Source organism: Segatella baroniae DSM 16972 = JCM 13447 (assembly GCF_000426585.1).
GTDB classification, from domain to species: domain Bacteria; phylum Bacteroidota; class Bacteroidia; order Bacteroidales; family Bacteroidaceae; genus Prevotella; species Prevotella baroniae.
The window spans coordinates 97,573-119,734 of sequence record NZ_AUFQ01000009.1; the positions used below are offsets into that span (position 1 = coordinate 97,573).

The 22,162-nt window shown below is 54.6% G+C and carries 22 protein-coding genes; 13 read left to right on the plus strand and 9 right to left on the minus strand.

What is annotated here, in order from left to right:
- The first annotated feature begins 6 nt into the window (after nucleotides 1-6).
- Genes K334_RS0108140 through K334_RS13755 form a run of 8 tightly spaced genes read left to right on the plus strand, consistent with a single transcriptional unit; the run spans nucleotide 7 to nucleotide 7,834 of the window.
- Nucleotides 7-1,536, plus strand: coding sequence for a RagB/SusD family nutrient uptake outer membrane protein (locus K334_RS0108140; protein ID WP_025881230.1), 1,530 nt, complete (start codon nucleotides 7-9; stop codon nucleotides 1,534-1,536).
- A gap of 40 nt (nucleotides 1,537-1,576) precedes the next feature.
- Nucleotides 1,577-2,542, plus strand: coding sequence for a putative zinc-binding metallopeptidase (locus K334_RS0108145; protein WP_025881229.1), 966 nt, complete (start codon nucleotides 1,577-1,579; stop codon nucleotides 2,540-2,542).
- A gap of 2 nt (nucleotides 2,543-2,544) precedes the next feature.
- Nucleotides 2,545-3,579 (plus strand): DUF4302 domain-containing protein, encoded by a 1,035-nt coding sequence (locus K334_RS0108150; RefSeq protein ID WP_025881228.1) that lies wholly within the window; start codon nucleotides 2,545-2,547, stop codon nucleotides 3,577-3,579.
- Nucleotides 3,580-3,627: 48 nt separating this feature from the next.
- Entirely contained in the window at nucleotides 3,628-4,254 is a 627-nt protein-coding gene (locus K334_RS0108155) for a hypothetical protein (protein WP_021590150.1), read from the plus strand.
- A gap of 10 nt (nucleotides 4,255-4,264) precedes the next feature.
- Nucleotides 4,265-5,461: a DUF4856 domain-containing protein gene (locus K334_RS0108160; RefSeq protein WP_025881227.1), complete on the plus strand. Its 1,197-nt coding sequence runs from the start codon at nucleotides 4,265-4,267 to the stop codon at nucleotides 5,459-5,461.
- A 12-nt stretch (nucleotides 5,462-5,473) separates the two neighbouring features.
- Nucleotides 5,474-6,640, plus strand: a complete 1,167-nt coding sequence (locus K334_RS0108165; RefSeq protein WP_025881225.1) for a fibronectin type III domain-containing protein — start codon at nucleotides 5,474-5,476, stop codon at nucleotides 6,638-6,640.
- A gap of 2 nt (nucleotides 6,641-6,642) precedes the next feature.
- Nucleotides 6,643-7,554 (plus strand): hypothetical protein, encoded by a 912-nt coding sequence (locus tag K334_RS0108170; protein WP_025881223.1) that lies wholly within the window; start codon nucleotides 6,643-6,645, stop codon nucleotides 7,552-7,554.
- 1 nt (nucleotide 7,555) lies between these two features.
- On the plus strand, nucleotides 7,556-7,834 hold the full coding sequence (locus K334_RS13755; protein WP_025881221.1) for a hypothetical protein: 279 nt from the start codon (nucleotides 7,556-7,558) through the stop codon (nucleotides 7,832-7,834).
- Nucleotides 7,835-8,726: 892 nt separating this feature from the next.
- Here the strand turns inward: K334_RS13755 and K334_RS0108180 are convergent.
- Complete coding sequence (locus K334_RS0108180) at nucleotides 8,727-9,128, minus strand: HIT family protein (RefSeq protein WP_021589988.1); 402 nt, start codon at nucleotides 9,126-9,128, stop codon at nucleotides 8,727-8,729.
- Between the two features lie 38 nt (nucleotides 9,129-9,166).
- Complete coding sequence (gene greA, locus K334_RS0108185; protein ID WP_021590085.1) at nucleotides 9,167-9,634, minus strand: transcription elongation factor GreA; 468 nt, start codon at nucleotides 9,632-9,634, stop codon at nucleotides 9,167-9,169.
- Nucleotides 9,635-9,926: 292 nt separating this feature from the next.
- Between greA and ribD the strand changes: the two genes are divergently transcribed.
- Nucleotides 9,927-10,919, plus strand: a complete 993-nt coding sequence (ribD, locus tag K334_RS0108190) for a bifunctional diaminohydroxyphosphoribosylaminopyrimidine deaminase/5-amino-6-(5-phosphoribosylamino)uracil reductase RibD (protein WP_025881219.1) — start codon at nucleotides 9,927-9,929, stop codon at nucleotides 10,917-10,919.
- 40 nt (nucleotides 10,920-10,959) lie between these two features.
- Here ribD and K334_RS14810 read toward each other — a convergent pair whose 3' ends face one another.
- Together K334_RS14810 and K334_RS0108200 are read right to left on the minus strand one after the other, a co-directional pair.
- Complete coding sequence (locus K334_RS14810) at nucleotides 10,960-11,124, minus strand: hypothetical protein (RefSeq protein ID WP_154655576.1); 165 nt, start codon at nucleotides 11,122-11,124, stop codon at nucleotides 10,960-10,962.
- 30 nt (nucleotides 11,125-11,154) lie between these two features.
- On the minus strand, nucleotides 11,155-11,676 hold the full coding sequence (locus tag K334_RS0108200) for a very short patch repair endonuclease (protein ID WP_025881218.1): 522 nt from the start codon (nucleotides 11,674-11,676) through the stop codon (nucleotides 11,155-11,157).
- A gap of 755 nt (nucleotides 11,677-12,431) precedes the next feature.
- Here K334_RS0108200 and K334_RS0108205 point away from each other — a divergent pair.
- The 4 genes from K334_RS0108205 to K334_RS0108215 all read left to right on the plus strand — a co-directional run bounded on the left by K334_RS0108205 (nucleotide 12,432) and on the right by K334_RS0108215 (nucleotide 16,172).
- The gene (locus tag K334_RS0108205) at nucleotides 12,432-13,826 is read left to right on the plus strand and encodes a hypothetical protein (protein ID WP_025881216.1); all 1,395 of its coding nucleotides are present in this window, start codon (nucleotides 12,432-12,434) and stop codon (nucleotides 13,824-13,826) included.
- A 155-nt stretch (nucleotides 13,827-13,981) separates the two neighbouring features.
- Nucleotides 13,982-14,107: a hypothetical protein gene (locus K334_RS15390; RefSeq protein ID WP_262499382.1), complete on the plus strand. Its 126-nt coding sequence runs from the start codon at nucleotides 13,982-13,984 to the stop codon at nucleotides 14,105-14,107.
- Nucleotides 14,108-14,121: 14 nt separating this feature from the next.
- Nucleotides 14,122-15,396 carry a glycosyltransferase family 4 protein gene (locus K334_RS0108210; protein WP_027444811.1) on the plus strand — a complete coding sequence of 425 codons (1,275 nt, stop codon included), beginning with the start codon at nucleotides 14,122-14,124 and terminating at the stop codon, nucleotides 15,394-15,396.
- Nucleotides 15,393-16,172, plus strand: a complete 780-nt coding sequence (locus tag K334_RS0108215; RefSeq protein ID WP_025881214.1) for a glycosyltransferase family 2 protein — start codon at nucleotides 15,393-15,395, stop codon at nucleotides 16,170-16,172. The genes K334_RS0108210 and K334_RS0108215 overlap by 4 nt, the downstream gene beginning before the upstream one ends.
- A 185-nt stretch (nucleotides 16,173-16,357) precedes the next feature.
- Here the strand turns inward: K334_RS0108215 and K334_RS0108220 are convergent, their stop codons facing one another.
- The 5 genes from K334_RS0108220 to K334_RS0108240 form a co-directional block, all read right to left on the minus strand.
- Complete coding sequence (locus K334_RS0108220; protein WP_027444812.1) at nucleotides 16,358-17,116, minus strand: DUF1573 domain-containing protein; 759 nt, start codon at nucleotides 17,114-17,116, stop codon at nucleotides 16,358-16,360.
- Nucleotides 17,117-17,195: 79 nt separating this feature from the next.
- Nucleotides 17,196-18,191 carry a BT_3987 domain-containing protein gene (locus K334_RS0108225; RefSeq protein WP_025881209.1) on the minus strand — a complete coding sequence of 332 codons (996 nt, stop codon included), beginning with the start codon at nucleotides 18,189-18,191 and terminating at the stop codon, nucleotides 17,196-17,198.
- A 33-nt stretch (nucleotides 18,192-18,224) separates the two neighbouring features.
- On the minus strand, nucleotides 18,225-19,433 hold the full coding sequence (locus tag K334_RS0108230) for a DUF1735 and LamG domain-containing protein (protein WP_051218699.1): 1,209 nt from the start codon (nucleotides 19,431-19,433) through the stop codon (nucleotides 18,225-18,227).
- A gap of 29 nt (nucleotides 19,434-19,462) precedes the next feature.
- Entirely contained in the window at nucleotides 19,463-20,530 is a 1,068-nt protein-coding gene (locus tag K334_RS0108235) for a glycoside hydrolase family 18 (RefSeq protein WP_027444814.1), read from the minus strand.
- A gap of 27 nt (nucleotides 20,531-20,557) precedes the next feature.
- Nucleotides 20,558-22,156 (minus strand): SusD/RagB family nutrient-binding outer membrane lipoprotein, encoded by a 1,599-nt coding sequence (locus tag K334_RS0108240; RefSeq protein WP_027444815.1) that lies wholly within the window; start codon nucleotides 22,154-22,156, stop codon nucleotides 20,558-20,560.
- Between the last annotated feature and the right edge of the window lie 6 nt (nucleotides 22,157-22,162).

Genomic DNA, 22,162 nt, shown 5'->3' on the forward strand with positions numbered 1-22,162 from the left:
ATAAATATGAAAGTAAATATATCCTTATTATTGTTTGCGGTCGCCGCTTTTCTATTCGTCGGCTGTAACGATTACCTTGACAAGAGCCCTGATTCGGAACTGGATGTCGATATCGATTCCGAGGAAAAGATAGCCGAACTGCTTACAGGAGCCTATCCCGAGGCAAGCTATATCCCGTTTCTGGAACCTCGCACTGACAACGTTGAGGAACGTGTCAACGGCATACACTCACGGCTAAACGAAGCCATGTTCTTTTGGGAAGACTACGATCAGGAAGATCTTGACACGCCGTTGAACTACTGGAACGCCTGTTACAAAGGCATCGCGCAGGCCAACAAGGCGTTGGAACTGCTAAGTCGTTATCCCAAGAACGAACGGGTGAAAGCCTTGTACGGAGAGGCGTTCCTGCTAAGGGCCTACCTGCATTTCATGTTGGTCAATATTTGGTCGGAACCTTACGGCGGAAAAGCGACCGATCCGGGTATCCCCTACATCACAAAACCTGAGAAACATGCCTTGGTTGACTACCAGCGGGGCACGGTACAGGAAGTCTACGATAAGATTGAAAAGGACTTGAAGTTAGGTATTTCCTTAGTTTCGGACACGTATTACAAACATCCCAAGTTCCATTTCAACAAGAAAGCGGCCTATGCTTTCGCCTCTCGCTTCTATCTGATGAAAGGCGATTGGAAATCGGTCATAGCCTATGCGGACTACGTTTTAGGCGGTGATCCGAAGACACAGCTCCGTTCGTGGAAACGATACGCTGACGAGTTGGAGTTTAATCATAAGAGTCTTTATCGCCGATATGCCACCGCGACCGAACCCGCCAACCTGCTTCTGACGACCACAGAGTCGCGTCTGGCTCGCACAACGCCCATCGAAAAGTACGGTTCCACATTCGGAACGGTAGACAAAATCTTTGCTCAAAAAGGCATAGAGGGCGGACGCAACTATGAAAAAATGAACTTCATCGGCACCTATATCTTCACATCTTCAGCCGCTCCCGTCACTACAGGCCGCTATCTGGCCAAGTTCGACGAGCTTTCCAACGCGGAGAGTACGGGCTCCAAACCCCGCGGTCTCTACGTGACAAACGTACTTTTCACGGTAGACGAGGTGCTCCTGAACCGAATGGAAGCACATGCCATGTTGAGAAACTACAACCGAGCTATCGATGATTTCCTACAATACATGCAAGGAAAGTTCGGTTTCATCCCCTCGGTGGAAAGATTTGTGTACACCTCTACAAACAGCGCGAACTACAATATCTACACACCTTTTTACGGACTGACGCTGAAACAACTGGCCTTAGTGAAGCTATTCCTTGATTTCCGACAGAAAGAATTCTATCAGGAAGGTCTCCGATGGTTCGACATCCGACGTTTCCATCTGGGTGTTAAGCGCTCGTCGAAGAGCTCCTATTACTTCCCGCTGGAGAAAGAAGATCCCCGCAAGGTGCTCCAGATACCGGCCGAGGCCATACAGAGAGGCCTTGCTGCCAACCCACGGGAGCGAAACGAGCCCATCAGATAAATTCTCATGAATCCTCAAACAGACAAAATGAAGTAATCAAATGAAACTGAAAAAGATATACCTTGCCTTCCTCATGCCCCTCATCCTCATGGGATGCAGCGAAGAAAAGCTAAGCGACAGGAGCGTGATCGACGATGGCAAAAAGCAGATAGAGACCACTGAGCTGGATAAGTGGATACTCGACAACATCACAAAACCCTACGGTATCGAAGTAATCTATCGCTGGGAAAAGAACGCCGGTTCGACAGGCACGTTCATCTATCCGCCCAAATTAGAGAACGTACGTGCCGTACTCGAAGCCGTTAAAGAGCTGGGACTGGAAACCTATCGGCTGAAAGAAGTCGGAGGCAATGACTTTCTGCTCGGTCGCCTGCCCATTAAACTCTATCTCTATGGTGGCGGCAACCCCGATGAAAACGGCGTAGAGCGTCTCTACAATCCCCGACTGACGGCGGCAGAAATGTGTCTCTACAATGTGAACGACTTCAAACCGAGCGACGCCGACAAACTGTTCGTGCTCATGCGCAGCGTCCATCACCAGCTGGCCAAGCGTCTTATGGAACTCATTCCCTACGACCGCGACAAGTTTCTCACCATCAGCGGCCACCGCTACACGGGTTCCACCGAGCAGATTGCCGCACCGTTGGGCTACGCCCGCACAGGAAAAGAGAAGTTCGGACTGGATGCCTACGCCAACAAACGAGGCTTTTACACGATGCTCTCGTTCCTTTCGGCCGAAGACGACTTTGCCGAAATCATCAGCGCAACGCTTACTGCCACGCCCAAAGAGCTGTACGATGCCTCTGTTACGGCCCAAACACCCGACACGGACATCGACCCCGAGGTAAATCAACGTTATGCCAAGGAAGCAGAACAAGCCTATAAGGAGTTTACGGAAAAGCAAACTTTCGTCGACGAATATGTACAGAAAAGCTGGCACATCAACCTCAAACAGATGCAGGTGGTCAGTGTTCGCAGAATCTATTCTTACGTAAAACAGCATTGAAAATGAACTATAGAAATCTATTCCGATACGGCTTCGTGCTCGCCGTCGCACTATTGACGGCCTGCTCGTCCGACGACGACGCGTTCGACAAGTCTCCTTCACAGCGCAGCAGCGAAAGTATTGCTGCCCTGAAAAACGAACTCGTAAGTGCTTCTCACGGCTGGCGCGTCCTCTATTTCCCCCAAACCGACTCACTGTTGTTCTCCAATCCGTCGGAACTCATATCCCAAAACGGATTCAGAGGACGCTACGGCTACGGCGGCGACTGCTTCACCATGAAGTTCAATGCCGATAATACCGTGGAGATGCGGGCCGACTTTACCGACCAAACGACGACGGAAGCGCAGAAAAGCGAGTACCTTGTCAGCCGCAACAGCTACACACAGTTGAGTTTTATCACCTATAATTATCTGCACAGGCTCGTAAACGACCGCTTTGCCGGTGCTTCAGACTTCCTCTATATGGGCAAAAATGAAGACGGAGATCTGGTGTTTCGCACCGCCGCCTATCTGCAACCGGCCCGCGAATACATCGTGTTCACTAAACTGAAAAGTGCCGAAGAAACTACCGCTACCGTACGGAAAGCCTACGAAAACCGGGATTTCTTTGAACAGATGATCAATCCGCAACTGCTCATTCACCGTGGAGGACGCACCTATTTCCGCAGCGACATCTACGTCAAACGCAATGTGGAAACCAATCAGGCCTTACTAAAAGAAATCAAGGAGAAGCGATATTATCTCTTCCTTTTTACGCAAAAAAAGAATCCTATACCCGATTACCCCGCGAAGGAAATGACCGGTTTGGGTTCGGGTTACAGCGGAACGGAACACGGAATCACCTTTAGAGCCGGCCTGCGCTACGACAGCAACATGATATTCTTCGACTTCCTGCGTGAAGGCAATCGCTTTGTGGCCGAACTGGTGTCGGTCTACGACCCGCTGCTGCGCCACACCCGCCTCGTCAGCAAACACCTGCATCCCAAAGGCGAGCCCACGGGACTGAAGGCAGAGATTTACGACGCGCCCGTGGAATGACACCACACAGGACACAACGAATCGTTTAGAATAAAGAAATAAAAGACAATGAATATGAAACTAAGCAAATATGCCGTTCTCTTCGTGGCCCTGCTGGCCGTGGGTTGCTCCCGCAGCAGCGAGGACTATATCGACGAAGACTACGAAAAACTATTCCCGTTTCCCGGTATCGAGAAGCCGAAAATCTCGTATGAAGACCAAGTCGTGCAGCTGGGAGACCCCGACGCGCCCGTTTCAGACTATGTTTATCCGGGCGTAGAGATTACCGAGAACGTGAGAACTTATAAGGTAACACTCACCTGTTCGTTCAAGGAAGTGAACATCGAGGGCAGCCTCGTGCCGGCAAAGGATATAGAGTCGCGCTACGTCATCCGCTATATCGACACTGAAAAGCAGCTGCGCACGATTACCAGCAACAAGAACGACGAAACGGCTCACGCCTTTCTCAACAACGCAAAGGATTATACGCTCACCTTCACGGCCAAGTCGGGCTACCCCATGTACCTTTGTGTCAATGGTGTAGGACCGCAGAACTCATCGGTAAAGGCCACCATCTCGGCCGTTTCCGAAGACGGATTCACCATCGTGAAGCCCCTGAGCGCGAATGAATTTCAGAACGAGGAAGGGCTTGACAAGATCAAAGCACCCTTCTGCGCTTATATTATTCTCCCTTAACAGATATAAAATGAGAACGAAAACTTTAATTTATATAGCACTGATCTTGCTTCCCACGGGCCTCACTTCATGCAGCCAGTGGGAAGGAGAGACCGTGGAGTCTGCCTACATAGAGCCGCAGATTCCCGATCCCAGCTATCGGTTCAAGCGCAACGGCAGCAACAGCGTAGACTATTTGGAATGCAGTCTGCTGCGCGATCCGCTCGACTATATCTACAATAGCTATCTCAAAATCGCTTCGATCATGTATCCGGCCAACATGACCAAGGTGCAGGATTATTTCAACAACGGCGAGTTCGGCCTGAAACCACGGGAAGAACTGGCCGCCTCATCCTTGCACAAGGCCGACAGGACACGCGTTCTGAAGGATGTAGAGGATATCTTCACGACGACGGGCGTGTTGAGCGGATTGTCGAAACCGAGTCCCGGAACCCACCGCAACCATAGGGCTAAGCCCGGAGAAGGCGGCTATGTGGGCCTGAATATCGGTGATGTCAACATTGCCTTCGCCGATGAGAAAGGACTGGTGGTGGCCGAACTGTTCAACGGCATCGTGTGGGGAGGTATCTATTTAGACAAGATTCTCAACGTACACCTCAACGACAGCCTCTACAACGACAGCCGATTGCGCCGCGAACACGAGCGTACGGCACTGCTACCCGGCCGCAATTACACCGAACTTGAGCACCATTGGGATCTGGCTTACGGCTATTACCAGTATTGGCTTCCGTTCGTTCAGGCCGGCGGCTTGTCTGTTTTGCGCAAAAGTCGTATCGACATCTACAACGCTTTCGCACGAGGACGGCTGGCCCTTACGGAGTTTCGTTATGAAGAGGTTGTAACACAACTGCAACTGATTAGAGCCGAACTGTCGAAAGTGGCGGCCGCAAGAGCCATGAACCTGCTGGTGAGCGACATCACGTTGAGCAATCTCGATGAAGAACAACAAAACGCGCTGGTGTTTCTGTCGCAAGGATGCGGCGCGCTCTATGGTTTGCAATTCACCTTGCAGGCTTCGGGCAAGCCACACCTGTCCTACGACGAAGTAAAGTCGTACATCGACCAGCTGACCACAGGCAACGGACTTTGGGATAAGCAACGGTTACTCGCTCCGGAGTCGGCCACAGGCTCTCTCAGAAACGTGGCGGCAGCTATCGGCAAACGCTATGGGCTGACGCTCGACGACATTAAACGTTCCAATCAATAAACATCACACAGTATGACACATAGAATCTATTTCACGATATTATTGTTGCTGCTGCCCTTCCTGGGCAAAGCGCAACTGAATCAAGAGCTGTTGCCTAACGGTGGATTTGAGGAATACGCCAAACCCGCCGCTCCTCCGTCGAACGACGATGAAGAAGAGGGCGAGGAGGAGGAAGAAAATCCCGAAGCCTTTGACCCCTATCAGAAACCGCTTTATTGGTATATCAACTCGTCATTAGGCTTTTCGAGAGTGAAAGATGCCCACGGCGGTGTATTCGCCCTGAAGCTATACCCCAACGGCGGCTCATTCTATTCGCGCGACAATGACTTCAACACGAATCATATCCTGATCAACGCGGACGGAGAATACCGGCTCACCTATTGGTATAAGGGGCAAGCCAAGAACCCTAACATCGTTGTAACGGTAGACTGGTATAAAGGTTACAAGACGATAAGGAAAGAAACACGCGATAACGACAAGGCTTCGGGGTTCTCCAACACATGGCAACAGAAGACCATCACGTTTAAAGCGCCCTCCGGAGTTGACAGAGCGGGCATTGGTTTCTACCTCGAATATGATTACAAGTCGGCGGAATCAGACGGCTACATCCTCATCGACGACATCTCGTTCGTACAAACCAAAGAGGGAAAACCGACGGTAACGCTCGAAGCGCCATCCAATGTCGTGGTCAGACCGCAGCAACGCGAAATGGAATTATCGTGGAATGCCATCACCGAAAAGGATGCCGGCTACCGAATCATTATGAACGGTAAAGAGCTGGCTGTCACAAAAGCGACTTCATACGTTGCGGAACATCTTCAGCCGGGCACGTCCTACACGTTCAGCGTGCAGTCTGTCAAGGGTGCCGACGCATCGAAACCTTCCAAACCGATTACCCAACAGACGCAACGGATGAACATGGGCGTCGATGAAGAAGGGCGCATTCCCTACCTCTACACCATCCGCGAGGTTGGAACTTGCCCAAGAACGCTGCGCCTGTATTATCACGACTTGGCCGACCCCAACGCCAAAATCACTTACCGGATAGACGGTAAGCCCGTCACACCCACCGACGGCAACATCGTTTTCCCGGACAAAGGAATGCACTTTTTGCAAATAGAAATCGAGGAAACGCCCGACCGTAAATGGGAGATAGAATATAAATTGAATGTAGACTAACGATGAAAAGAATACTTTTTTACCTATTGCTGCTCTGTTGCGGCACCGCGTTTGTGGCCTGTAGCGACGACAATTCCGAAGCCAAAGATATCCAAGTGGGTGCCGACGACTTGAAGGAAGTGGCTCTGAACAAACTTTCCACCCGCACGATCATCCTGCGGGGAGGCACAGGAAAATATACCGCCAACGTGGCCGACTCGAAAATTGCCGGCGTAGCCATCAGTAAAGACACGCTGCGTATCAGCGGAATACTGGAGGGACAAACCTATGCCACCATCATTTCGGGAGACTTCAAGCGCCGCGTCGACATCAACGTCGTTGTGCCCGAACTGAGTATCAGCCAGTCCGAGATACGTCTTTTCCCGCGCGACGAAAGCAAGTTCGTCAGTCTGAATGGTGGCGGAGACTTCGCAGAGCTGCAAATAGAAGACCCGGATAAAATCATGAATGCCAAGTGGAACGCCAAAACAGGCATTCTCGAAATACAGGCTCACTACGAGGGAGAGGCAAAAATACGCGTCATCGCGCAGGACAAGAAGGAGAAGACTCTGAAGGTTGTCGTCCGCTGCGAAGGAACGGCCGACCGCGTAGGCGTCTACAGCACCACTTCGCGCAGTATCTATACCCACATGAACACCATCATGGCCGTGCGAAGACCCGGCATAGGCGTATGGTTCTGCAGCGGCGCACGCCCCTACACCGCCAAAAGAGTGCTGAAGATTACTCCCGCCATCGTCAATCCCGTAGTCGGAAGCCATGTAAACGTGACGCTCTCCATGACCTATCCCGATGAGTTTTCTAACAGCGGACTGAAAGAAGGTCAATACAAACTATTCGTGGAAGAGGTTCGGGAACATGACGCCGTACTGCGCGGACAAGGCTTCAAACTTGTCATTCCCTACGAAAAGAAGTAACATGAAACGCTTCGGACACGGCTCCTTTCGAGCCGGCAAGTCCGAAGCGTTTCCCTTTCATTTTTCAACGACTGCCCTTCGGGTTTTCAAAAGCTATCCTTTGAGCGCGCAAAAGCTGTGCTTTGACCATGCAAAAAGGCTGCTTTCAGCCGCTGATAGGGCTGCTTTTGGAAAGTCAAAGCAGCCTTTTCAACGGACAACGGCGGTACATTCAGCAGACAACGACAGTACTTTCAGCGTGCAACAACAGTGCTTTAAGCAGGCAACGGCGGTGCTTTAAGCAGGCAAAAGAATAGCGGTGGTTGCGGGCGGCTGCCCCTTGATAGCGGGAGCGCAGGCTCACATGACGGTACCCAAGGCTTTCCTGTGGGTGTTGAAGCCGGCGGCTTCACCTCTCCGTAACCCCCGGTCATGCCGAAGGATGACCGGGGGAGGTGTGTCCGCCACCCGTCTGTCGACCCTGGAGGGGTCGACCACCATCATCACGGCTGTCTTTGGGCGACCCTTCCAGGGTCGATTTCCGCCTGATTTTTTATCCCCTGGTCACTCCGCTTTGCAGAGATGACCAGGGGTTACTGAGCGATGAAGCCTCCGGCTTCACTTCCTACACGGCCTGCGACAGGAATTTCTTGATACCCAATTGGTTCATAGGGACACAATCATGGTGCATTGTGCCTGCTACCGCCTGTTCTGCGCCTGCAACCGCATGGCGGTTGGTCTTATTTATATGGTAGGCTTCATCACCCTTGACGCATAATGTAAGATGGCTGTGGGCACAACACCAACTACCGCCTTGGCGGTTGGTCTTTTTAGAGGGCAGTGTTGCGAACGAAGCGAGCTACCCTGCCTGACACGTGCCGACAAGAAGCTAGGCCGAAGGCCTTGGTCTTTTATCCCAAAAGCAATCAATGGACAATGGTCATTGAACGATTTGGGATAAAGGTTCGGATTTTAAATCCCAATGGGCAATTTGGGTTCAATGTTGCAGACGCCTTTTTCGGCCGAACCTCACGCACGAAGACAAAAAGACGAGGCCGTTTTCCGTGAGCGAATCTTGACAAGTGCTCTTTCGGAACAGCCTCGTGCGTCTGTTTTTCGTCTGCAACCGAACATCCGCAAGTACATAAATCGAGGGAAAGGCGGCGCAACTTGCGGAACGCCAAGCCGCGGGGTCAGCCGATTGCCTCGAAAGCCGCCAATATCCGTGCGGCCAGCTCCTGCTGTTCTTCGCTGCCGACCTCCACGTGGCGCCTGAAATCGACATCGGCCTCGCTGTTCATCGGCAGCAGATGGATGTGGGCGTGGGGCACTTCAAGGCCCAACACCACCTGAGCCACCTTCGTACAGGGCACCACTTGCCGCAACGCACGCGCCACTCGCTTGGCAAACACCTCGAATTCGGCCAGGTCGGCGTCGTCCATGTCGAAGATGTAGTCCACCTCCTTGCGGGGAATCACCAGCGTGTGGCCCTTCGTCACGGGGTTGATGTCCAGAAAAGCGTAGAACTTCTCACTCTCGGCACACTTGTAGCTGGGTATTTCACCGGCAGCTATCTTACTGAAAATCGTACTCATATTGGCTTTCCTCCATTAAAGATGTTCACTTGGAACGATCATTCTATCGTAATCTTGTCGATGCGCAGCTTGATGGAGCCGCTCGGTATCTTGATTTCAGCCACGTCGCCCACCTTCTTGTTCAGCAATCCCTGGGCGATCGGCGTGGTGATGGCTATCTTTCCTTCCTTCAGGTTGGCCTCGCTCTCGCTCACGATGGTGTAGGTCATCCTGGCTTTGTTGCCCATGTTGGTCATCTGCACGGTCGACATGATCTGCACGGCGTCGGTCGAGAGGCGCGACATGTCCACAATCTTGGCCTCGGCGATGGCCACCTTGAGCTTGTTGATTTTGTCTTCAAGATGAGCCTGCGCCTCCTTTGCCGCGTCATATTCAGAGTTTTCACTTAAGTCTCCCTTGTCCCGAGCCTCAGCAATCGCGGCTGATGCCTTTGGGCGCTCCACAGATTCGAGCTGTCTGAGTTGAGCCACGAGCTTCTCGTAGCCCTCTTGTGACATGTAAGCCATAATTTCTTTTGCTTTAAATTAATGAATGTTTTCCTTTGGGACAATAAAATAAAGAATTCCGACAGCCCTGAGTTGTCGGAATTCCGTATCCTATCATCTTTCTTTTAATGCTTTTGCAAAGGTAGAGATTATATCCGAACAAAACAAGTTTTTAATGATTATTTAGTTTTCGACGCCCTTTCACGGTGCGAAAACGGTGCTTCCGCTGCGCAAAGAATCCTCTGCAATCCGCACATGTTTCACTTATTTTGACTACATTTGCAATCCACAAGCCCATCAAAATCCCTGTTTTATGGAAAACGACATCTATGCCGGCGGTGCCGAAGCGCAACTGCTCCTCCATCAGAGATACATGCACCGCTGTCTGCAGCTGGCCCGCAACGGGCAGCGCAACGCCAAACCCAACCCCATGGTGGGGGCCGTCATCGTGTCGCGGGACGGCCGCATCATCGGCGAAGGCTATCACGTGCGCTGCGGCGAGGGCCATGCCGAGGTCAACGCCTTTGCCGATGTCAGGCCCGAAGACGAGTGTCTGCTCCGCGAAGCCACCATCTACGTGAGCCTGGAACCCTGTTCGCACTACGGGAAGACGCCCCCTTGCGCCGACTTGATTGTCCACAAGGGCGTTCGCCGCTGTGTCTGCGGCTGCGTCGACCCATTCGCCCAAGTACAAGGGCGCGGCATTCAGCGGCTGCGCGACGCCGGTATCGAAGTCGTCGTGGGCATACTCGAAGCGGAATGCCTCGCCCTCAACCGCCGCTTCATCACCTTCAACACCCGACAACGCCCCTACATCATGCTGAAATGGGCGCAGACGGCCGACGGCTTCATCGCCCGCCACGGACAACCGCTGCCCATATCCACGCCTTTCACCAAGATGTTGGTTCACAAACTGCGCACCGAATACGATGCCATCCTCATCGGCAGGAACACACTCGACACCGACCATCCGCAGTTGAACGTCAGGGAATGGGCCGGACCGGCACCCGAGCGCATCGTCCTGAGCCATCGTCAGGACGGCATTCCCGATGGTTTCATCCGCCAATCGAGCATTGACGACGTGCTTCGTTCGCTCTACGAGACCCGCAGGCAAAGCCTCTTCGTGGAAGGAGGTTCCATCGTTCTGCGGCAGTTCATCGAACGTGGGCTGTGGGACGAGATTCAAGTCGAGACGTCGCCCGCCTGCATCGGCGACGGCGTCAAGGCCCCCCGGCTGCCCGACACGGCCCGGCTCGTGGCGCAACAAGCCGTCGACGGCAACGTCATCCTCCACTATGAACGCTGAAGGGGCGGCGTGCACTGGGCGGACACGGCCTGCCTCCACCCTACAGATGATACGTATTTCGTAGTTCCTCCATGTCCTCCACTTGCCACTTCCTGCCCTTGTCCAGAAACATCAGCCTGTCCGACAACGAGGCGACGGCCCGATAGTTGTAATCGGAAATGACGATTCCGTGTCTGCCGCAGGCCTTCCCAATCATCTCGGCCATGCGCTCGACCCTGACGGCGCGACGAATCCGTCACCATCCCTTCCCGTCGCCACCGTTGTCTGGCAAACTTTCCGCTGCCATCATCGCTTCGTCTTCCGGCAACTCGTATCTCTGTATGCTGTGGTCTTGGAGGAAGATGCTGTTGAGCGTGAACGCCAACGACTCCAAGGTGTGTTCTTTTCGTGAAGATTTCAACTCACATTCCCAAATGGTAATGCTGTGCCAGCCCATCGAGGCGAGTTTGCGGCACACTTCATGGTCTCTTTCCTTGTTCCGGCTTATCTTTTTTGTCCAAAACTCCGTATGGGTCTTCGGTATGGTGTAGTATTTGCATCCTTCATGACCGTGCCAGAAACATCCGTTCACAAAGATGCAAGTCCTGTATTTCCTCATCACAATGTCCGGTTTTCCCGGGAGTCGCGGATGATTGAGCCGATAGCGATAGCCATGTCTCCACAACCACTTGCGCACGACACGCTCCGGCTTCGTGTCCTTGCCGTGGATGGCCGCCATAGTTGCGTGACGTTGTCGCGGGGTCTGGGTGTCGTTCATCGGTTGTTGACAATCAGTTGATGGCACCTGCAAAGATAAATATAATTTGCCAAATGTATTATGTTTTGCGATGATAGTTTCAACGGCGCGCCACAAGGCGTCTTCGAGGACGGCGAAGGGCCGCGCCTCGCCGAGAAATGTAAACGCCGGAACCCAACACGAGCTCCGGCGTTTAGCCTATGTTTAACTAAAAATCCTTTTTCTTAAACGAATGATAACCTCACGGTCCTCATTGTTCCTGTTAAACAATCTATCAAATTACCTTAAAACCTAATAACTAAAAACCTAAATCTATTAAATCTATTACTACTAACCTAAACAATCTATTAACCTTTTGATGTTGCAAAGGTAGTACATCTCAACTGTGTCCGCAAACAATTGGTGCTTTTATCTTTAAAAAACGCCGCATTCTTGACTTAAGTCAACCTTTTGTGTGCGCACACAGCGGCCTTTTTGTCGTTTCATGGCTTATCGGAAAGCGGTCGAAAGATGAGCGACGGGCCATAAAAGGGCAACGACATGCCCCTAAAAGGACTGCTTTATGCCATTGGAAGGGCTGCTTTCGTAAGATGAAAGAACAACGGCATACCATTAAAAAGGCAGCTATATGGTAGAAGAAGTAGGCTAAATGGATTTTTTTTCTTAACTTTGCAGCCGACAAAAGGAGAGTGCATGAAAAACAGGATAACGTTTGATGTCCGTCTGCGCACGGAAAGCACTCCTTATTTATTAATGAAACAAAAGTATATCGACACATGAGAAAAGTATTGTTAGCCGTCGCTTTGTGTGCCATCCTATCGGCATGCGGCAAGGACGATTCAGGAAATAACGAGAACAAGCCCACCACCCCCCCAAAAAAAGAGGAACCCACGCCGCCACAAGCGCAATCCAAGGAGGTGAAGGATGAGGAAATCATCACCTATTTTGGTCTGGACAAGAGCCTGACCGTCCAACAGGCGTTGGAAAAGGCAAAGTCCACAAGCGGCGCGAAGACCATCGGCGGCCGGGAAATCAACGTCACCGGCGTCAATGAAGTGAGCCGTGACGAGAAGGCAGGGGCGTTTGTCGTGAAGGTAGCGGGCAGCGCAGCCGGCGACGCGTTCGAGAAGACCGTCGCATTCACGGGTTTTGCCCAGCAACCCACCGACGAGTGGATAGCCAGATATGTGAAAGCGGCGTGGAAAAGCGGCGTGGACTATCAGAAGGAATTTGACTTCGACGAACTTTACCGCCTGAAAAACACGGCGAAGTTCACGGCAAAATACCTGTCGCAGTTTGTTGACTTCACGGCTTCCGACGCCAGCGAAGCGCGTATCTATACGTTTACGCAGGATGATTTGAACAAGATTGAGGTGAAGAAAATCGAGTACAAGCCCTCAAGCAGCGGAGAGGGAACCATTTCATTCTCCATCTCTTACAACAATATTCTGGGCAATACGAGCGGTGGCAGCGACAGGTCATTGTCATTGTCGTTCAACAAAGACTCCTATTATCAGCGTCAAGTGACGGTCAACACCGCAGCGGCAAAGTCGCTCTACATGCACGGCGTGTATGAAAACCTCCCCGTTTTCTATGCTTCTTTGCTGCAATACGACGAGAAGAAGTTCATTCCCCAGGTGGAGCACAAGGCGAAAAATGACAGCGACAACTCCATTGATGTTACGCTGAAGTTGATGGATAGCAATAAAAAGGAGACGGAAGTTGCGCGATTCAGTCTAACTTTGAAAGGCTTCAAGCCCCTCACCGACCTCAAGAACGACCTGGTGTTGGCCAATAGTTCGGACTTGGGCACTTACTTTGGTCAGAAGTTTAGAGATTCAAATGACGGCGACAAGCTTTCACAAGTACGTCAATACGACGTAAAATCTTGGATAGACAAAGCCCAAAAGAGCATTCGCCGCGGCGGAAACCTCATAGAATTGTCGTCACAAGAGGTGAAACAGGGCAACGGAAGTTCCATCGTCAGGGTATGGAAGCCCTCTTCCGGGCATGGAACCAACCTCGACATCTATCTCTCAAATCCACGCTTTAAAGTGACCGAAGCCAGCAAGAAAGGTCATTTCCTCCATCTGAAACTGAATCTGGAGGCCGTGAACGAGGTGTCTTTGGACAATGTCATGTTGTCCTTGGATGTCCATCTGCTACAATAAGAATCCCCTTCTTTCGTGTGGAAACGGCTTCGCCATCCACATATTTGAAGATTCAACAGGGACGTGGGTGCTTGCCGCCCGCGTCCCTGTTTGCTTTCGGGCAATCTTCCGTTCGTCACTTTATTTTATGCCGTCGACCGATAATTTCCCGAAAAATGGCTATATTTGCAACATTTAATCCCTGTTCGGCCGACCAGGGTTCGAGGCGTGCGGCGCAGCATGCCCACGTGAAGCCCGACGCCACGGCTTCCGAATCCTTCGGCCACCTGTCCATGATCTAAATTCGACCCACAAGATGAGAGTTCTGATAGTCAACACAAGTGAGAAAACGGGCGGGGCCGCCGTGGCGGCGAACCGCTTGAAGGACGCACTCAACAACAACGGAGTGAAAGCAAAGATGTTGGTGCGCGACAAGGAGACCGACGACATCACAGTCGTGGGGCTGCCCCGGTCGCTCCGCCTGCGTTTCAATTTTCTGTGGGAACGCCTCTGCATCTATCTCAGACTGCACTTCTCAAAGCAACATCTCTTTGAAATCGACATCGCCAACGCCGGCGCCGACATCACGACGCTGCCCGAATTCAAGGAGGCCGACGTGATACATCTCTCCTGGATCAACCAGGGCATGCTCTCGCTGCGGGGCATTCGGAAGATACTGGCCAGTGGAAAGCCCGTCGTATGGACCATGCACGACATCTGGCCGGCCACGGCCATCTGCCACTACTCCCATCAGTGCAACTATTTCCAGTCATCGTGCAAGCATTGCTACCTGCTTCCAGGCGGAGGAGGAGACGGCGACCTGGCGGCAAGCGTATGGCGAAAGAAACGCAACATGCTCAAGGGCGGCAACATCTTCTTTGTCTCCTGCAGCCGTTGGCTGGAATCGCAGGCCAAGCAGAGTGCGCTGCTGACGGGCCAGCACGTCACTTCGATCCCCAATCCGATCGACACCCATGTCTTCTGCCGCCGCGACCAGGCCGAAGCCCGCCACCGTGTGGGGCTGCCGGAGGGCAAGAAAATCATCCTCTTCGTGTCGCAACGCGTGACCGACAAACGCAAGGGAATGGACTATTTCATCGACGCCGTGAAGCTGTGGGCCGACCGGCAGCCCGAGCGGAAGCAAGACACGGCCATCGCCATCCTCGGCGGACACTCTGAGGAAGTGGCCCGGCTGCTGCCCCTGCCGGCCTTTCCGCTGGGCTACGTGAGCGACGAGAAGACCATCGTCGACGTCTACAACGCGGTGGACACCTTCGTGTTGCCGTCGTTGTCGGACAACCTTCCCAACACCATCATGGAGGCCATGGCGTGCGGAGTGCCCTGCGTGGGCTTCAAGGTGGGGGGCATTCCCGAGGAAATCGACCATCTGAAGAACGGCTATGTGGCGCGGTTCCGCGACGTGGACGACCTGGCCTGCGGCATGAACTGGGTGCTTTTCGAGTCCGACTACGAAGACATCAGCCACCGCGCGCTGGCCAAGGTGGCCCGCAACTACTCGCAGCAGAGCGTGGCCATGCGCTACATCGAAGTCTACAACCAGGCTTTGGCCTTCAAACGCTTCCATCTATGATTTCGTTTACAGTCATCACATGCACCTATCAGGCCGCCGCGCTCGTCGGCCGGACGCTGGAGAGCGTGCGCAGACAGTCGTGGCCCCAGGTGGAACACCTGCTGATGGACGGCGCGTCGACCGACGGCACCGTCGACTTGATACGCTCCTATCAACAGGAGGTGGCCGCCGAGGCCGACTGTCGCCACGAGGTGGTCTTCGTTTCCGAACCCGACGGCGGCCTCTACGACGCCATGAACAAGGCCATGGCCCGCGCCGGCGGCGACTATCTGGTGTTCCTGAATGCCGGCGACACGTTCCCGTCGGCCGACACCTTGGAAACCATCGCCAACAGCGTGGGCGAAGGCGAGACGTTGCCGGGCGTCCTGTATGGCGACACGGATGTGGTGGACGACGCGGGACGCTTCCTGCGCCACCGACGGCTGGCCCCGCCCGCCCTACTGACATGGCGTTCGTTCCGTCGGGGCATGCTGGTCTGCCACCAGGCGTTCTATGCCCGCACGGACTTGGCCAAGCTGACGCCCTACAATCTGCGCTACCGCTTGTCGGCGGATGTCGACTGGTGCATCCGCATCATGAAGGAGGCGGAGGCCCGCCGGCTGCCTCTGCGCAACGTGAACGCCGTCGTGGCCCACTATCTGGCCGGCGGCATGAGCGTGAAAAACCATCGGGCGTCGCTCGTGGAGCGGTTCCGCATCATGTGCCGGCACTACGGCGTGCTGCCCACGCTGGCCTTCCACCTTTGGTTCGCCGTCCGTGGAGTGCTGAAACGGTGAAAAGGAAAAGTAAAAAGGTAAAAAAGGAGGACGAAAGGTAAAAAGGTAAAAAAGTAAAAAGGTAAAAAGGAAGGATAAAAGGTTCCCTTTCTACTTATAGAAGGGCTGCTTTCAGCTTGTAAAAGGGCTGCTTTCAGCGCGCGAAAAGACTGCTTTCGCACGGTGAAAGCGGCTCTTTTGGAAAGTCAAAGGTCGAGCTTGAATTTGCGCCCGACGTTCCACCTCACCGTCAGAGGCCTGCCGGGCTTGCCGTTGACGATGGGAACGATGTCGACGTGGCGGCTCTCCGTGTGGCGTCGGAAGTAGCGGTAGCTCACTCGTATCGCCGTGCGCTCGCGGGGCTTGAGCGTCACCCGCGCGGGCATTTTCAGCACAGTGTTGTTCGGTCGACGCTCGAAGACGACGGTCATGGGGCGGTCTGTGTCGTTGGCCAGCTTCAAGTCGTAGGCGTGGCGCTGGCCCGGCGCGAGGTCGGGGAACGGCAACAGCTGCTGACTCATGTAGAGTCCGTGGCCGTAGGCGTAGGGATGGTCTTCCCGCACGGGGTGGAGCATGCCCACCACGTTGGCCTTGACCCACAGCCGGACGTACTGCCGCCCGTCGTTGAGCAGCAGAACGACCTGCTTCACGAAGTTGCCCGACTTGTGGTCGGGGTCGAACGTCACCTTCACCGTGGCCTCCCCGCCGGGCCTGACGGGCTTTTTCGTGTACTCGGCCACCATGCAGCCGCACCAGGTATTCACGTTGGAGATGACGGCGACGGCCTTGCCCATGTTCCGCAGCTTGAAGACGTGCTCCACTTTTCCGTCCTTCTCGTAGACGGTGCCGAAGTCGTGGACGCGCTCCAGGGGCTTGAACGTCGGCAGAAAGGCAGGTTCGCCGGTCTGCGCGGGGGCCGCCATGAAGCAGAAAAAGCAGAAAAGGAAGAAAAGGGCGCGTTTCATTGTCAATCGTTTGCTTGAAAATAAAAGTGGGAGGGCCCATCAAATGACGGATGGGCACTCCTCAATATAAAATCCACTGTCAGTCGTCGTAGGCAAGATTGAACCTGCTTATCGAACTGTAATCATAGTCCCAACCCCAGAAAGACTCGTCCAGATCCATCGTCACGCGCAGGTAACGTGCGGGAATCGCGCCATAGAGCACATACCATTGACCCACGCTCTTGTGCTCCTTGGTGGCGCCGAGCGTCATCCAAGCACTGTTGTCGGTGCTCGACTCGACGACCGTATTCGTGATGACTTGGCCCGCAATCGTGAAAGCGGTGAGCTTGTGGACGGCCCCAAGGTCGACGACGAACGACGACCGGGCTTCTTTCCGGCCGAAATTCCAGCGCGCGTTCCAGCCATTTCCGAAGAGACCGGCGAACCCTTCGGGCGAAAGTCCGGCCCCGGAAGCCGACAGACACTTCCAATTGGCCTTGGCGTCGGCCTTCGAAACCTGCTTTCCGGACACGCTGCCGGCATTGTCGTTGATGACCGTCTCCACGCTGGCGATGTGCAGATAGCGCACGGAGAGGTTCAGACTGGGCCGATAGCCTTCCGCGTCGCACGACCGGATGACCACCGGAACAAGGTAGCCACGACGGTCTTTCAGCTGCGCGGCCTTGTCGTCGGCCACGGTCAGCTTCAGCGTATCGGCCGAACAAACCGTGTCGGAGGGTATCGTCAGCCCGTCGGAACTCATGCCGATGGTGCCTTCGGGGGCCGCCAGATAGTTTGTGCCGTTGGCCTTGTTGTAGGCGTCGACAAGGCTGTTGTCGATGTCCAAGGCCACGCGCATGGCCTTGGCGGCCGCCTTGGTGGCCCTCACATTGAACAAACCTTTGACCGAAACGATGGAGCCGACGGGCGTGGTCACGACCATTCCCTCTTCCAAAACGCCTGCGTTGGCGAAATAAACACGCTCGTGGGCGATGCCGTCGATGTCATACGCCGTGTCGTCGCTGCCACAGCTCGTGAGCGCCGCCGCTCCGAAGAACAGCACCCCACAAGCGATGAATATGTTTTTGAACTTCATTTGAATCGAAATTTTAGTCGTTAGTCTTGCTGTTTAATAAGGACACTTGTGGTTGGAGACCCACGAGGGCGTGCCACTCTTGGCCACGGCGTTGTAGCCATGCCCCGTCCAGTCGCGGATGGAGCCGTCTTCCAGCACGTCGCCGGGGCCTTGGAATCGCCTGTAGGCAATCAGTCCGGGCGTCTTCGGGTCGACATAGCAGATGTGGTTGAGCAGGTCTGAGGGCGTGCGGGCCACGTTCCACACGCGGAACTCGCTGATGCGGCCGTTCAGATGGCGGCCTCCGGCCGAATAGCCGATGGCGAAGGGGCCGTTGTTGTCGCCGTAGGACGTGCCGTAGTCGTAGCTCCACACGAGCGAGATGTCGCCGGTGGCCTTCACGGGGTCGCCCATCGGCTCGCCGTCCAGGTACATCGTGATCTGCTTGCCGTCGTAGACGCAGGCGAAGTGGCACCATTTGCCCGTCGGGAAGTGCGTGGGGAAGGTCGTCGCGTGGGGCGTTCCCTTGTCAGGTTGGTCCCAAGAGGGCGCGCCGGTCTTGCCTCCTGCCAGCTGCAACTGGTCGGGATCGCAGCTCACGTCGCCGAAACGGAGCAGGAAATTCTCCTCGCAACCCATCAAAGTCGATATGTACGGGCTGCTGCGCTGGAACTCTTTGACGAACACCTTGCACTCCATGGTCAGCTGGGAGAGGTGTCCCAGGGCCTCGTTGTTGCGGAAACCGGGCACCAGGAAGGCCTTTCCGGCGATGTCGGCCACGTCGACCGTGATGATGGGAACGAACACGATGTAGGCCACGGAGCCAGATTCGAGCAGGTTGCCGTCAGTCTTCAGCCTGACGGGAAGGCAGTAGTTCTTGCCTTCTTCAAACTTGGTTGGGTCGGCAATCTCAAGCATGCAGGACGTAGACTTGAACTGTCCGGGGGCGATGGTGACGCCGGCGTCCTTCAACCGATAGGCGTCTGTCGGCGGAACGATGTAGTTGGAGCCGTTCTCGGCGTTGTAGGCGTCGAGCAACTCGGGAGCTGCGACAAACGTTCCCTTGACAGTTTCCTCCACCTTTGCCGTGCAGGTCATCGACAAGTCCACGCTGTCATTGCCCTCGAAGCCCTTGCGGATGGTGTTCTTCTGCTGCGTGCCGGAGATGTAGACCACGTCGCGGTAGTCGGCGTTGCTCTCCTTGCAGGCCACGAGAGCCACGAGCGCCAGGGCGAAAACGAAGAATGATTTTATCTTGGTCATGTTTCTTATTCCTTTAAAGTGTGATTCTGTTAGCGGATGGCCGGATTCTGAAGCTGGATGCCACGGCGCATGTTGGCGTAGTTGGTGCAGCCGAAGCCGGCATTGATGTAGTCGCGGTGCATGAAGAAGGCGCCGAAGCCGCCCTTGCGGCCTGTCGCGGGCCGGTAGCGGGCATAAGTGAGGAGCTTGCCGCACTCGGGCGACTTCCAGTTGTCGCCCACATTCTCGGTATAGACCACCTTTTCGGTGGGGCAACTGCCGAACGGCTTGCCGCCGGGGCTGCCCCCGTAGGTCTGGTTCACGTACCAGTTGGTGAACGAATCGGTAGAGGCGTCGGGACGCTCATTGAAATAATCGATGCAAAGCAGCTTGCCCGGATCGCCCATAAGCTCGTAGTCTTCGTAGTAAGTCTCCTTCTGCATGACGGCGACACCCTTGTCGTTCTTCTTGTTCACCCAGCGAACGCGGGCCAACTTGGCCTTAGCCTTGTTGTCGGGGCTGGCCTTCGGGCCGAGAAACTTGCCGATGTATGCCACGAACTTGGCGAAGTTGTCGCCGCTCAGCGGGTCGCCTTCGGGCTCGTAGTCGAGGTCTATGCCGTCAAGGTTGTTGACCTGGATCTGGGCGATGAGGTATTTGGCGAACTCCTGCATGGCCGAATCGGGATTTTCCTTGGCCACCCAGATGGAATCGTAGAACATCGGGAAGTTGCGGATGCGCACGATGGTCGGCACAACGAGCTTCGTGCCTTTCGTATGCTGCACGAATCGCATCTCCTTCTCCACCTCCGGCAGGTAGTGGGCGTCGGCCAACGTGGAGTCTTGGGTAGGTATTCCGCCCCAAAGGGAGCAGATGTCCAGCGAGTCGGGCAAGCCCAGGAAGCTCGTTGCCAAAGAGTTCTTCTGCGTATAGTCGGCAAACCAGCCCCACGCAATGCTGTGGTCGCTCGCCTTGTAGTCGCGCAGATTCTGATAATAGAGCGGGCTGTAGGTGTATGGTTGCACCACGTCCACGTCCACGTTCTCGATGTCCCTGTCGCACGCGGCGAACAAGGCTCCGACGAACAGCGTCGGTATGATATGTTTGAATAAATTCATAGCTGTATGGATTAATGTGTACGGAGATTAACGGGCTTTCTTGTCCCACCAGAGTTTCGTTCCACCGTTGTCGGCGCCGCCCAGCAGCCCTACGGCGGCCTGAACGTTGTCGGCATTGTTGGAATACTCCGACGTCGGGAAGCGGAGGCGGCGAATCTGCAGGCTGGTATTGACGCTTCCGTTGCTTCCGTTGTAGTCGACGGTGAACAGACGTGGGTAACCTGTGCGGCGATACTCGCTCCACGCCTCCTGATTGTCGGGGAAGATGGCCAGATACTTCTGCGTGATGATACGCTCCAACTTGGTCTCGAAGTCGGCGTCCTCATCCCATGCCACGGTGATGGCGCTGACGGCTGCGGCGTCGCGGCCATTGTCGCTGTTGTCGGTGAAGTCCGCCGGCGTCGCCTCAGCGTTCGCGATGTAAGCCTCCGCGCCGCCCGCATTCTCTTCGGAGAACGACTTGCGAATGCCGTCTTCATACAGGCTCCGGGCGGAAGCTGTGCCCATGTCCCAGCGCAACTTGGCTTCGGCACGCAGGAAGAAGCTTTCCGCGCCCGACATCCACCGCATCGGACTGTTGGATTCCACGTTCATGGCCGAGGTGGCGTCGGTGTAGCCGCTCTGGTTGCTGATTCGCAAACCGGGATAGACGCCGTGAATGCCGCCTCCGGCCTTCGCTTCCTTGAAGTAGCGGGAGGCACGCGGGTCGCCGTAACCTTTCAGATAGCTCTCAATCGAGGCCCCCATGCGCATGTCACCCCAGCTGATGTTCACCTCCCAGAATGGGTTCAGGTAAGAGTATCTGGCATTGTTGGCATGGATGGCGGCCGTCTCCAGGAAGCCGATGGGATGGTTGAACGACTTCTGGGCCTCGGCTTTCGCGAGCGACTCGTCGGCATAGCAGACGCGCAAGGCCAGCCGAAGGCGCAACGTATTGGCCAACTTGAGCCAGCTGGCGACGTCACCACCAAACACATAGTCGAAGTTTGCGAGAATCCTGGACGACGGGTTGGCGTCATGATAGCGTGCAAGCACGTCGATGGCGTCGTCGAGTTCCTGGAAGAAAGCCTTGTAGACATCTTCCTGCGAGTCGTAGCCGACATTGAGGGCCGTGCCGAACTTGGTGTAAGGGATGGGCCCGTACATGTCCGTGATGCGGCTCATGCCCAATACCTTGACGACATTTGCCAAAGCCGTCACGGCCCCGGTGCCTGCCGCGTCGGCGTTCTTCTTCAGCTGCAACCACGGCTGCATCAGGTTGGTATAGGTGTCGTTGAACGGCTGGTTCACCCATTTGTCGGGCAATACGTAGTGCGCGTTGTGGAGCGAACCTACGTCGTAGGATTCCTTGATGTTGGAGAAATAGCCCGAATAGAGGCCGCCGGTCAGCATGTCCTCTATCTGGAAGGCGCCGCCCTTGTCCAGTCCGACGATGAACACGTTGTGTTCCATCTGCGAGAAGAAAGCGCCGGTGTTCATATTGTCGTGCGTCATGGCTTCCTCGGAGGCCGAGTTGGCGTCAGTGTTCCACTTGTCGAACTCGCCCGTGCACGACGAAGCAAGGGTCAGCGCAGCCACCATGATGGCCAGACTGCCCGTGATTTTCATATAATGGTTTCGTTTCATAATCAT

What these genes read in the sequence shown, in the direction of transcription:
- K334_RS0108140 (WP_025881230.1), top strand. Translation starts at nt 7, where the DNA reads ATGAAAGTAAATATATCCTTATTATTGTTTGCGGTCGCCGCTTTTCTA.
- K334_RS0108145 (WP_025881229.1), top strand. Translation starts at nt 1,577, where the DNA reads ATGAAACTGAAAAAGATATACCTTGCCTTCCTCATGCCCCTCATCCTC.
- K334_RS0108150 (WP_025881228.1), top strand. Translation starts at nt 2,545, where the DNA reads ATGAACTATAGAAATCTATTCCGATACGGCTTCGTGCTCGCCGTCGCA.
- K334_RS0108155 (WP_021590150.1), top strand. Translation starts at nt 3,628, where the DNA reads ATGAATATGAAACTAAGCAAATATGCCGTTCTCTTCGTGGCCCTGCTG.
- K334_RS0108160 (WP_025881227.1), top strand. Translation starts at nt 4,265, where the DNA reads ATGAGAACGAAAACTTTAATTTATATAGCACTGATCTTGCTTCCCACG.
- K334_RS0108165 (WP_025881225.1), top strand. Translation starts at nt 5,474, where the DNA reads ATGACACATAGAATCTATTTCACGATATTATTGTTGCTGCTGCCCTTC.
- K334_RS0108170 (WP_025881223.1), top strand. Translation starts at nt 6,643, where the DNA reads ATGAAAAGAATACTTTTTTACCTATTGCTGCTCTGTTGCGGCACCGCG.
- K334_RS13755 (WP_025881221.1), top strand. Translation starts at nt 7,556, where the DNA reads ATGAAACGCTTCGGACACGGCTCCTTTCGAGCCGGCAAGTCCGAAGCG.
- K334_RS0108180 (WP_021589988.1), bottom strand. Translation starts at nt 9,128, where the DNA reads ATGAGTACGATTTTCAGTAAGATAGCTGCCGGTGAAATACCCAGCTAC.
- greA (WP_021590085.1), bottom strand. Translation starts at nt 9,634, where the DNA reads ATGGCTTACATGTCACAAGAGGGCTACGAGAAGCTCGTGGCTCAACTC.
- ribD (WP_025881219.1), top strand. Translation starts at nt 9,927, where the DNA reads ATGGAAAACGACATCTATGCCGGCGGTGCCGAAGCGCAACTGCTCCTC.
- K334_RS14810 (WP_154655576.1), bottom strand. Translation starts at nt 11,124, where the DNA reads ATGGCCGAGATGATTGGGAAGGCCTGCGGCAGACACGGAATCGTCATT.
- K334_RS0108200 (WP_025881218.1), bottom strand. Translation starts at nt 11,676, where the DNA reads ATGAACGACACCCAGACCCCGCGACAACGTCACGCAACTATGGCGGCC.
- K334_RS0108205 (WP_025881216.1), top strand. Translation starts at nt 12,432, where the DNA reads ATGAGAAAAGTATTGTTAGCCGTCGCTTTGTGTGCCATCCTATCGGCA.
- K334_RS15390 (WP_262499382.1), top strand. Translation starts at nt 13,982, where the DNA reads ATGGCTATATTTGCAACATTTAATCCCTGTTCGGCCGACCAGGGTTCG.
- K334_RS0108210 (WP_027444811.1), top strand. Translation starts at nt 14,122, where the DNA reads ATGAGAGTTCTGATAGTCAACACAAGTGAGAAAACGGGCGGGGCCGCC.
- K334_RS0108215 (WP_025881214.1), top strand. Translation starts at nt 15,393, where the DNA reads ATGATTTCGTTTACAGTCATCACATGCACCTATCAGGCCGCCGCGCTC.
- K334_RS0108220 (WP_027444812.1), bottom strand. Translation starts at nt 17,116, where the DNA reads ATGAAACGCGCCCTTTTCTTCCTTTTCTGCTTTTTCTGCTTCATGGCG.
- K334_RS0108225 (WP_025881209.1), bottom strand. Translation starts at nt 18,191, where the DNA reads ATGAAGTTCAAAAACATATTCATCGCTTGTGGGGTGCTGTTCTTCGGA.
- K334_RS0108230 (WP_051218699.1), bottom strand. Translation starts at nt 19,433, where the DNA reads ATGACCAAGATAAAATCATTCTTCGTTTTCGCCCTGGCGCTCGTGGCT.
- K334_RS0108235 (WP_027444814.1), bottom strand. Translation starts at nt 20,530, where the DNA reads ATGAATTTATTCAAACATATCATACCGACGCTGTTCGTCGGAGCCTTG.
- K334_RS0108240 (WP_027444815.1), bottom strand. Translation starts at nt 22,156, where the DNA reads ATGAAACGAAACCATTATATGAAAATCACGGGCAGTCTGGCCATCATG.